This is a genomic window from Halobacillus sp. (genome assembly GCF_049282395.1).
In the GTDB taxonomy this organism is placed as follows: Bacteria; Bacillota; Bacilli; order Bacillales; family Halobacillaceae; genus Halobacillus.
This window is the reverse complement of record NZ_JBAPTY010000017.1, coordinates 1-10,914: the sequence shown is the minus strand read 5'-3', so window position 1 is coordinate 10,914 and position 10,914 is coordinate 1. Positions and strand designations below refer to the sequence as shown.

At 39.3% G+C, this 10,914-nt stretch carries 11 protein-coding genes and 1 pseudogene; 6 read left to right on the top strand and 6 right to left on the bottom strand.

The features are described 5' to 3' along the window. Both WAM07_RS00865 and ahpC read right to left on the bottom strand, forming a co-directional pair. Positions 1 to 482, bottom strand: a pseudogene (locus WAM07_RS00865) (alkyl hydroperoxide reductase subunit F); the annotation flags it as partial. A 12-nt stretch (positions 483 to 494) separates the two neighbouring features. After that, positions 495 to 1,061 carry an alkyl hydroperoxide reductase subunit C gene (ahpC, locus tag WAM07_RS00860; RefSeq protein ID WP_422163962.1) on the bottom strand — a complete coding sequence of 189 codons (567 nt, stop codon included), beginning with the start codon at positions 1,059 to 1,061 and terminating at the stop codon, positions 495 to 497. A gap of 907 nt (positions 1,062 to 1,968) precedes the next feature. Here ahpC and WAM07_RS00855 point away from each other — a divergent pair. The 4 genes from WAM07_RS00855 (at position 1,969) to WAM07_RS00840 (ending at position 5,163) form a co-directional block, all read left to right on the top strand. After that, positions 1,969 to 2,598: a 2OG-Fe(II) oxygenase gene (locus WAM07_RS00855; RefSeq protein WP_422163967.1), complete on the top strand. Its 630-nt coding sequence runs from the start codon at positions 1,969 to 1,971 to the stop codon at positions 2,596 to 2,598. Positions 2,599 to 2,918: 320 nt separating this feature from the next. After that, a complete protein-coding gene (locus WAM07_RS00850; RefSeq protein ID WP_422163960.1) occupies positions 2,919 to 3,863 on the top strand; it encodes a ribose-phosphate diphosphokinase in 945 nt (314 codons plus the stop codon). A 197-nt stretch (positions 3,864 to 4,060) separates the two neighbouring features. After that, complete coding sequence (locus tag WAM07_RS00845; protein WP_422163958.1) at positions 4,061 to 4,357, top strand: hypothetical protein; 297 nt, start codon at positions 4,061 to 4,063, stop codon at positions 4,355 to 4,357. Positions 4,358 to 4,509: 152 nt separating this feature from the next. After that, positions 4,510 to 5,163: an SDR family oxidoreductase gene (locus WAM07_RS00840; RefSeq protein ID WP_422163956.1), complete on the top strand. Its 654-nt coding sequence runs from the start codon at positions 4,510 to 4,512 to the stop codon at positions 5,161 to 5,163. A gap of 78 nt (positions 5,164 to 5,241) precedes the next feature. Here the strand turns inward: WAM07_RS00840 and WAM07_RS00835 are convergent, their stop codons facing one another. From WAM07_RS00835 to WAM07_RS00820, 4 genes are all read right to left on the bottom strand, one after another. Further along, entirely contained in the window at positions 5,242 to 5,694 is a 453-nt protein-coding gene (locus WAM07_RS00835) for a hypothetical protein (protein WP_422163954.1), read from the bottom strand. A 407-nt stretch (positions 5,695 to 6,101) separates the two neighbouring features. Continuing rightward, positions 6,102 to 6,242 (bottom strand): hypothetical protein, encoded by a 141-nt coding sequence (locus WAM07_RS00830; protein WP_422163952.1) that lies wholly within the window; start codon positions 6,240 to 6,242, stop codon positions 6,102 to 6,104. A 57-nt stretch (positions 6,243 to 6,299) separates the two neighbouring features. After that, positions 6,300 to 6,668 (bottom strand): Mov34/MPN/PAD-1 family protein, encoded by a 369-nt coding sequence (locus WAM07_RS00825; RefSeq protein ID WP_422163965.1) that lies wholly within the window; start codon positions 6,666 to 6,668, stop codon positions 6,300 to 6,302. A gap of 41 nt (positions 6,669 to 6,709) precedes the next feature. After that, on the bottom strand, positions 6,710 to 8,326 hold the full coding sequence (locus tag WAM07_RS00820; RefSeq protein ID WP_422163950.1) for a hypothetical protein: 1,617 nt from the start codon (positions 8,324 to 8,326) through the stop codon (positions 6,710 to 6,712). Between the two features lie 231 nt (positions 8,327 to 8,557). On the opposite strand from WAM07_RS00820, the gene WAM07_RS00815 reads away from it, so the two are divergent. Together WAM07_RS00815 and WAM07_RS00810 are read left to right on the top strand one after the other, a co-directional pair. Beyond that, the gene (locus tag WAM07_RS00815) at positions 8,558 to 9,823 is read left to right on the top strand and encodes a surface carbohydrate biosynthesis protein (protein WP_422163948.1); all 1,266 of its coding nucleotides are present in this window, start codon (positions 8,558 to 8,560) and stop codon (positions 9,821 to 9,823) included. A 412-nt stretch (positions 9,824 to 10,235) separates the two neighbouring features. Further along, a complete protein-coding gene (locus WAM07_RS00810; protein ID WP_422163946.1) occupies positions 10,236 to 10,886 on the top strand; it encodes a hypothetical protein in 651 nt (216 codons plus the stop codon). Positions 10,887 to 10,914 lie beyond the last annotated feature (28 nt).

Here is a 10,914-nt window from a genome sequence, read left to right as displayed (position 1 = left end):
TCTTCTTTAAAAGCAGCGCCATCAATCATTGTGTGAGTGATGCCAGGGTTTATTACGCTCATGATATTCAGAGCCTGTACCACATCCGGGCAGTTATGACAGCTTAAGCTGACAAACGTTTCGAAGTGATACTCTCCACTGATATTTTTAATTTGTTCAATCATAGTATCATCAATTTTTGGAGGTCTTCCGCTTACTTGAAGCAAGGCAAGTACTAAGGATGTGAATTCATGACCGAGCGGAACACCGGCAAAGGTAATCCCTGTTTCTTCTTGAGGACGGTTCACGCTGAAGCTGGGGGTACGTTTAAGTTCTGCATTTGTAATTGTAATTTTCGGTGACATAGAGGCAAGCTCATCGGTGAGAGCCAGCATGTCACGGGAGACATCATCGTCTCCCGCGCTGACTTTCAGTTCGATGTCACCTTCTAAAAGCTTTAGATATTCTTCTAATTGTGCTTTTATTTGTGCATCTAGAACCATTTATTTCACTCCTTAAATTTTGCCGACTAGATCAAGGCTTGGCGTAAGAGTTTCTTCGCCTTCTTCCCATTTTGCCGGGCAAACTTCGCCAGGATTGTTGCGTACATATTGAGCAGCTTTGATTTTACCTACAAGGTTATCTGCATCGCGGCCGATTCCGCCTGCGTTAATTTCTACGGTTTGAATAACGCCATCCGGATCAATTACGAATGTACCGCGTTCAGCCAGGCCATCTTCTTCGTTCAATACGTCGAATTGACTGGAAAGCTGTTGAGATGGATCTCCGATCATTGGGTACTTGATTTTGTTAATTTTTTCAGAGCTATCGTGCCAGCCTTTGTGTACGAAGTGAGTATCTGTAGAAACAGAGTATACTTCAACACCAAGTTCTTTCAGAGTTTCATAGTTATTTTGAAGGTCTTCAAGTTCAGTTGGGCAAACGAATGAAAAGTCTGCTGGATAGAAGCAAACAACGCTCCACTGACCTTTGAAATCCTTTTCTGTTACATCAATAAAGTCTTCACCGTCTTTGAATGCTTTTGCCTGAAATGGTTGTACTTCTTTTCCTATTAGAGCCATAGTAGAATTCCTCCTGTATTTGTGATAAATTTTCTGCTTTTCATAAGCAGTTTTTTATAATAATTCTAATCCAGTAACTATTATTATATAGAATGTGTTTTTTGTCAACACATCCATAATTCCGTCGAAAAAATCATTTCTCCAATGGTTGGCAGGTGGAGTTATACCCCCTGTTAAGAACTAAATAATTCCTTATACTTTACCTATAACAAAGACATAAGTGACTGTCTAGGCAAAAGGGTTAAGAGGTTTACGCCAGGAAGTAATAGATAGTGATTTTGGCATGGCTGTAGGTTTATACAGGGATATAGTTACAGCCCGCATTATCAATGACTCAAGATAATTGAAATTAGTACCATTAGAGAAAAAGCGCTCATGGAGACAATTATTTCATATAAAAAAGTAAACACATTAAATAATCGCCCTATTCGGGAGATTATTTAATGTACAGGTTGAGACGATCATTTCCTTAATATTGAAAGTAATTTTCATTTTATGTTTTTCTATCTTCCGGAATGATTTCTTCTCTTACGAGGCGAGCGAAGTGATACAACTATTATTTCTGCCACGATAAGAGTAAAGCCAAATAAAGAAATGCATTTTCAAGGATTCCCCTAATAGTGATCACCAAAACAAGGCTTCTTCTAGAGGCTGGAAGAAGTAAAATAGTGATCCTACACCTTGCTTCCATCACTGCTATGCCTTTAATCCAGAAAAAGAATCCGCCAGCCTTAGAGACCTGCCCGATTAAACGCTAGTTTTAATTGTGAACAAACAAATAACTTTAATGAAAAAATAAGGAAAAAACATCAATAAAATGGTAATATATTCATTAGAGTCTATTTTTAATAAGAATTGTTTCTGGAAGCGTTTTATTAAAATCAGAAGAGGTTGATGAAAAGTGACAATGCCAGTGAAAGAACCTTCCATTTTCGATCATCGGGGACACAAAATTATTACCGAAGACCGTGAAATAGCTATTATCGCTAAGATGGATAACCCCATGATTGCTGTTCTGGGAAACGTAGTAAGTGAAGAAGAGTGTGACGAGCTCATCCTCCTGTCCAAAAGCAAAATGAACCGATCGAAAATCGGATCAAATCACGAGGTGAGCGACATTCGGACAAGCAGCAGCACGTTTCTCCCGGAAGATGATCTAACGGCCAGGATTGAAAAACGTATGGCACAAATCATGAACGTCCCTGTCGAACATGGAGAAGGACTTCACATTTTAAATTATAAACAAGGCCAGGAATATAAAGCACATTATGACTACTTCCGTTCAAAGGCTAAAGCAGCTAACAATCCAAGAATCAGTACGCTTGTCCTATACTTGAACGACGTGGAAGAGGGAGGAGAAACCTACTTTCCGCATATGAATTTGTCCATCTCCCCTCATAAAGGAATGGCCGTCTATTTTGAATATTTCTATTCCGATCCGCTCATCAATGAACGGACTCTCCACGGCGGTTCGCCGGTCACTTCCGGTGAAAAGTGGGCTGCGACGATGTGGGTAAGGAGAAAACAATACAGGTAAGAGAACATCTGCCACATGCGATTAATCAGGAACACCTTTAAAGCGATTATATAATCCTTTGAAGGTGTTTTTCTGTACAATAATTTACCATAGTGTTTTACAATCATGGTATCGATGGTAAATGTAAATGCAATCTTTTACCTAATCCTTATAGCGCTTGTGGTCAAAAAAAGCATAGAAGCGTTCCAATCTGAAAGACCGGTTTCGATATGTTATAATGTCGTATATGTCTTAACAAAATAACCGGAAATGTCGTCTTTATCTTAAGTGTCGACAGCTACATAAATGGATTAAAAATTTTAAGTTCGGGAGAGGTTTACATGAGTTCAAAATCTGCAATGAAGTTATTTACGTTAAACTCCAATGAACCTTTAGCGCAGGAAATATCCGAGATATTAGAAGCGCCTTTAGGAAAAAGCTCCGTTGTTCGTTTTAGTGATGGCGAAGTGCAAATTAATATTGAAGAAAGTGTGAGAGGGGACGATATTTACCTTATTCAATCCACCTCTCAGCCGGTTAATGAACACTTGATGGAATTATTAATTATGGTTGATGCAATGAAGCGGGCTTCAGCCAGAACCATCAACGTAGTGCTGCCTTATTATGGATATGCACGGCAGGATCGAAAAGCTCGTTCCCGTGAGCCAATTACAGCAAAACTGATTGCTGATTTACTTGAATCAGCTGGGGTTTCAAGGGTCATTACCATGGATATGCATGCGCCTCAAATTCAAGGTTTCTTTAACATCCCTGTTGATCAGCTGCTTGGTATTTCTATTCTGGGTCAATACTATAAAGAAAAAGATATGAAAGACATCGTGGTAGTAGCACCGGCTACAAGTGGTCTGAGCCGTGCCAGAAGAATGGCGAATTTGCTGGACACCCCGATTGCTTTTATAGATAAGCGGAGACCTGAACCGAATGCTGATGAGGTTATGAATGTGGTTGGCTCCATTGAAGGGAAAACAGCTATTATCGTGGATGACATGATTGATACAGCAGAAACGGTGGTGCAGGCAGCATCTGCTCTGATAGAAAGCGGAGTGAAGGACATTTATGCCTGCGGTACTCATGCGGTTTTATCAGAACCTGCCGTTCAGAAGATTGAAGATTCTCCGATGAAGGAACTGGTCATTACGAATACAGTCTTCTTACCGGAAGAAAAGCAGATTGAAAAAATCAAATCACTTTCCGTGGCTCCGTTGTTTGCGGATGCGATCGTACGTGTGCAGACAGATCATTCAGTGAGTGAACTTTTCGATTAGAAGAAAAATAAATATCTATATAGTGAAACCTGTGAAAAAATGATCTCTGAAAAAAGAGATCATTTTTTTGTTGGAAAATATTATAGTGCGCAGTCTTGTAATAAATAATACATATAATTCTGGCGTATCTTACCCATACTATCTATATTCAGCGATCGTTATTGCATAGCTGTTCTAATTTTAGAGAGGTGAAATATATGGAAGAGTTCCCAATTATACATACAAATGTTTGGGATGTATTAATTGCTGTTCCTGTGGTTATCATTGTTACGCAACTATTAAAGAATTTTTTATCTTTACCGAAAAGCTTAGTCCCTGGCACCGCTGCGTTAATGGGGTTAATCATCGGCGTGTTTTTTGCACACCCGAACAATGTATGGGCAGGTATCTTTATGGGCTTCTTCTATGGAAATGCAGCTGTTGGAGGATATGCTTCCATCAAAACTTCGCTTATCGCATTTAGGAAGAAAAAGGCTAAAAGCCAGCCTGGGTAGAAAAAGAGCATCGACGCGACGGTAGAACGATATTGGCATGCTTCCTGTTCAACGGTCAAAGCAAGTTTCTAGACATCTTCCTGTTTTTTCATCTACGATAATAATATGGATTACGCAATGAATTCAGATTGTAAATTAGAAAGGATGAAGAAATGATGAAAGTACTTGTTGTAGGAGCAAACGGTCAAATTGGTAAACACCTGGTATCCACTATTCAGGAAAGCGACAAATTGGAAGCTAAAGCTATGATTCGTAAGCAGGAACAGGCATCCTTTTTTGAAGATAAAGGAGCCGAAACAGTAGTTGTTGATTTAGAGGATGACATTGAAACGATTGCCAAAGCGGCTGAAGGAGTGGATGCGATCGTATTTACTGCAGGATCTGGACCAAATACGGGGCCGGACAAAACTGTTCTTATAGATTTGGACGGAGCTGTGAAGACGATCGAAGCAGCTAAAGCAGCTGGTGTGAAACGATATGTGATGATCAGCTCGTTTGATACCACCCGTGAAGCCATTCAGAGTGCACCTTCATCCTTTGCACCATATGTTGCAGCTAAACATTACGCTGATGAATGGTTGAGAGGAACAGATTTGAATCATACCATCATCCATCCTGGTATGCTGACGAATGATGCAGGAACCGGGCAGGTAGAGGCTGCATCCAAAGTTGAAAGAGGGGAAGTGCCAAGGGAAGATGTGGCAAACGTAATTGCTGCCGCTTTGGAAGATGACTCAACAATTGGTAAGGAGTTTCAGGTTGTGAGCGGTACCACTGCGATTAAGGAAGCTATACAATCCCTTTAAGTTGATCGTGTTTAGGAAAGGCAATTCACCGTTATGGTGTCTTGCCTTTTTTAATTTGTACCGAGAGAAGAGGAGAGGTCAGGGGTAGACTTCAAGTTTGTCCAGCTTGCGAATAATCAGGTGAATAATAATAAATCCACCGAGGTACATGAGGAAGGTGTAGAAGATGTTCCATTTTTCATGATAGGTCAATAGGTGAATAGAAAGAGCTATGATTTCAACTCCAGTCATCCCAAGTGCAAACATTAAGTACACCCACACCGATTGTTTCTCCTTATAGTAAAGAAAATACGTAAACCATACAGCCGCTACCGTAAAAATTCCTAAATCAAGAAACAACGTATTTAAAATCACCATATTTGAAGAAGTGTGAATCGTCCAAAGGTCTATTTGGATTCCTAACTGATTCAGAATCAGTGCAATTAAAGCAGCGAATGGGGCAACGGTAAATATAATTTTTGGCGCTCTTTTATAGACATACCCGGCAGTCAGCCAAGGAATGATGAAGCCTAGAACAATCATTAACAACATAGGAACCACCTCTTTTGCTATCCATCTTTTCTAATCATTAACAGAAAATATACGTGGAAATAAAATGGTAATTATCGAGTGCTGTCTTTGTTTTTATATAAAAAGCCTGGCCACACAAGAAAATAAAGCTTTTTGTAAAGAGTTGGGTGCGCTTCAATAGTCTCCAGGGAACAGACGTAGTGGAGGAGATTATACCGAAAGGAATAAGACGTTAAATATATTTTAGAAGATTGTTTGGGTAGTAAGATCATAAGAAATCGAGGATTAATAGAATGTCTAAAAGGAAGCTTTTTCACTTTATGGATTTAAAAAAGGATCAGATTCGTGTTGAGAACCTCATCCTTATTCCGTATATTAATTTAAAAGGCTCAGTCCCTATATAGTGGATTGACGCTCAATTATTGGGGTTAACGACGCTTTCCGCAGCAGCCGCCAGACTTTTTGTAGGTCGCTGTACGCTTTCCGTTTTTCGTATTAATGACGACCGGGGCATTTTTGTCTTGCGATAATTTGGGAAGGGTAGTTGTGGTTTTAATTTTCCTCTTCACCAACCATCTCTCCTTTCAATAATACAATATTCATTTTTCCTTGAAAGGAGAGGGCTTTCAGTCAGTTAATATAGAGACTGGAATAGGTGTCGGTTGTTTGTTCATTATTCGGTAACACTTCACCTCAGGTGTCTCTCTTTTGAAGGAAACAATGACCATGTATACTTCAGGGTCCGCATGTTGTAAGAGGTCATAGCTCGAAGGCAGGGCTGATGTCGTCGGATGAGAATGAAAGACTGCTAAAATACTGTCATTCTTTTGGACAGCATGATTGATGGCTTTCTCCACATGCTGTTTACTAACATAAAAGCTTTTGTTTGATTCTGTTTCGTTGTGTAATGGCCAGATGTGGCGAACTTGATTTCCCACTCCAGACAATAAACCGCATCCCTCAAAAGGTAGATAACTGTGACAATGAGCGATCATTTCTTGGAAAATAGTGAAAGGGACCATAAAATGAATATTTTTCATCCTCTTTGAAAAAGGGAGAAAAAGGAGTTCACAGGTGGCTTCCTCTGCGTTTCTACGTTTTTAGTAGTTCCTTCAAAGGACTTTTCAAGTTTTTTTTCTTCTGGATTCATTTCTTTATATTTTTTCGGTTCCTTTACATTTTTTTCAATAATAGGCTCTTCATTTGGAACGTTTATTAACTTTGTTTCTGGACTAGAAGGGTCGATAACCTTTTCTTCCTTTACAGGTAGGTGATGATTCCCAACGATGTCTTCATTTCCAACATTGACTTTATTTGGTTGTGAAACAGGGGATTCAATAGTCACTTCTTTTCTTATAGGTAAAGGTTCTTTATTGGGAGTTGATTTTGCATTAATGGCCTCTCCTGTTTCTGCAGGAGTGGGCTGGCTCATCACATCTTCTTGTACGGGTAGAGGTTCTTTATTAGGAATTGAGTTTGTATTAATGACACCTTCTGGTTCTGTTTCTGCAGGAGTGGGCTGTGCCGTCACAACTTCTTGCACGGGTAGAGATCCTTTATTGGGAATTGAGTTTGTATTAGTGACATTTTCTGGTTCTGTTTCTGTAGGAGTGGGCTGTGCCGTCACTTCTTCTTTTATGGACATAGGTTTTTCATTTGGAATGGAGTTGTTGGTTAAGACGCTTGGTGACTCTGTTTCTAAAAGCTTAGGTTTGGACATATTGTTATTTTTTACTTGAGCATTCGTTAGTATTTCTTCCTGCGCCTGTTTGACGTCGGTAACTGCTGATTCAGCAGGTGGATGGTTAGTTTCCATATTTGCTTTTTGGAGGTTGGCGTCAGGATCATCCTTTCGTTTAATTGTTGTACCTTCTGATTTGGGTGGCTTAGGGTTGGGAGTGGTACGTTGTTTCGATGGTTTTGACTTATTTGATTTGACCGTTTTATTTTTTTTGCTTGGTGAAAGCGGGCGGCGACCTTTCGATGTTCCTTGTTGTGTTGGGTTAGAAGGATGACTTCTAGGCGGTGAGGGGTAATTGCCAAGTCCCTGAAATCGACTTTGTTCGTTCGGATCATAAACATGACTGTTCGACCGCACCATATTTCTTAGTTGGCTGAATCCTTGTGGTGCCTTGGTGGCAGGTGGAGCTGGGGCTTCTTTCGGTTTCAATGCTTTCTTCAGACTGGCAATTTCCTCTTTTATCTCCTTAAGTCCATTATTTTTCAGTAATTGATCCTGTTTTTTCAGAATCAGGACAATTTTTTTGTTAAGAGAAAGCAGTTCCTGCCCTAGTTCATTTAAATAGCCATGAAGGTAATCAAACTGTTCGGTAAAGTAATGGTTCTCCTCTAATTGTTCATTCTCCATATAATCTTCATCTCGATATTCGCTCTCCAAATATTCTTCTTCATCATGGTAGTCGCTCTCCATATACTCCTCTTCATCATGATATTCATTCTCCATATACTCCTCTTCATTATGGAACTTATTCAAAGGTATCACTTCCTCTTTCTTTTGGTAATGACCATGCTCACAAAGAATTTCCTGATAAGCTTGATGCTCCTTTTTTAATGATTCAATCGTAGCTTTATATAAATCGATCTTTGCTTTAATGACTTGCAGGTCATCTGGATCGAACTTTTTTTTATCCATTTCGTCTTCACTCTTTCCCGTTCAATAACATGTTATTTGAGAAATATTAAATCGTTACAACGGTATCTATCGCGGAAAACAACAAAGCTGACTATTGAATCGTACAGCTACTACCAATCATATGCTTCACATGAACAGAATATAATTCTACGGACATTAGGAAAGGCCGGTAAATTAGGATCAGGGTGTTGTTGAATAAGACAATCTCTTACAAGAAAGGGAGGAACTTGGATGAAAAAAGAGAACACCGTTCTTTATTTGCCTATAGAAATAAAGTCCAGGGAATTAGATGCGAAATTATTGCTTGCGTATTATGCTGTAAAGGAAAATTACCGGGTGATCGTTGGAGAACACAAGGCAGTGGAGACGGCTTTACACCACTTTCCAAAAGGTATTTTCTTTTCAAAAGGATATCCGGAGCGTATTAGGAAAAGGATCCTGACCAGCGCCAAGAGATTAGGTCATACTCTAGTGGAGTTAGATGAGGAAGGTCTGATCATTCATAATGAAACAGCTTATTTATCAGACAGGATGAATAAAGGGATATTGAGATTGGTGGAACAGGAATATTGTTGGGGGGAGTACCAGCAAAACCTAATTAGTACTGCGTATCCGGGGGAGAAAGGTAAATGTTATGCAGTAGGGAATCCTCGATTTGATTTATTACAGGAAAAATTCAGAAGGCTGTATGAAGAAAAAGCTAATTCCCTCAGGACGAATCACGGAGAATTTATTTTAATCAATACAAGGTTTTCACTTTATAATCATAGGCGAGGGAAGAAGAAGGGGACATCAAACCCTTCGTCTCTGTATATAAAGAAACTTTATTATTCTTTCATCACGTTAATCAGAAGGATAAGCGAAAAATATCCAACCGTACCTATTATTATTAGACCTCATCCGACTGAGAACGTTCAGTCCTATCGAAAGGCCTTATCGAGTTGTGAAAATGTCAAAATTATTCAAGCTGGTAATGTAATTCACTGGATACTCGCGTCCCAGATGGTCATACACAATGGCTGCACCACAGGTATTGAAGCGGCTTTGCTCGCGAAACCAGTTATCTCCTATATGCCTTTTAAATCGGGAAAGTATGATGTGGATTTACCAAATGAAGTAAGTTTAATTGCATCAACCGAGAAGGACTTGTTCTCGTTCATTGATAGCTATTATGGTACCCAAAAAAGCGATCATGCTACTGAAAGACTCAGGTCCACTTCACTACCTGATTATTATGCGGGAGTGAAAAGAGGATACGCCTATAAAGACATTATCCACTTATTGAACAAGCTTAAAGTTAAAAGTCCGCCCCTCGATCAGGAGCCCACATCATTAAAACCGGAAAAAAAGGATAAAATTAAGTATCGATTCCCTTATTTGAGGAAAGAAGAAATTGATTATTTTTTTGGTAAACTGGATGAAATTGAACAATCTTCATCAGCTAATGTTCATATCAGGGAATTAACCGCGAATTTATTTGAATTGCGTTCAAATTAGAACATTCGTCTGTCAGCAAATTAATTTGTCCGTATATTTTAAAGACTCACTTTTCATCAAAGTGAGTCTTTAATTTCTTCATTTATATGTAAAATCTGCCCCCAAGAAAAAGAAGCATATTGGAAGAACATGGATTTCTCCAAACTGCTTCTTTTTTTATTTTTATCCTTATCCTTCAATGATTGCTCCTCTTCATTTAAATGCCAGTTGCTTTAACTCGCATAAAAATTTTTTCTAGACATTTGTCACCATTTAGTTAAAGAGTAATAAACTATGGAGAAAGCACAGTTTTACTCAAGTACTTATCAATAAAATTTCTGCAGAGTTCCGCTAATGCACTGTACCAAATGTCCATCGCAGTCATATGATACGAATGCAAGAACAATAATTTTCCTTGGAGGTGTTTGCAACTATGCAAGCAAACAATTTAAGTGGTGGTCAAGAATTAATCTGTATTAACGTCGATAAGGTGTACGACTGGGTTCTAAATGAAGCATCATTTGATCTAACTCTGACTGACATTGATTTGCCAGATGGAGTAACTTGTGCCGATTTTGATCCTGCAGCAGTAACATGTACGGTTACTCCTGATAGTGTCGAAGTTCTAGAACGCACTAACCGTACATTCGTAATTGATGGTGTAGAAACAATTCTTCAAGTGGTTACTCTACGTAAGAACTTCACCGTAACAATCTTAATCCCTATCACTGGAACTGGGGTTGTAGAAGAAGTGGAATTGGAATTCTCTCGCTGTGAACAAGTGGTATTGTGCGCCCCAGAAGGTACTGATGTGGATGTAACATACTCAGATGCAGATTGCTTTGTATGTACGTTTGATTGTACCGATGATGGAACAGATACAGACGAACTAGCAACTTTTGATGCTCAGATCACTGTAAGACTTTGCCAAAGTATTCAATCTTCATTCCCTGTAACGGTTGAATTCTTAGCTGAATTCTGTGAACCAAGAGATGTACTACCAACTCCTTGTCCTTCTCCAGTACGTCCGCCACAATGTCCTGTTGTTTTTCCTATTATCGACGGTGGTAACGGAGAAGCATAAGTCTCCGGCCAACGAGAGGGTGGAGTTA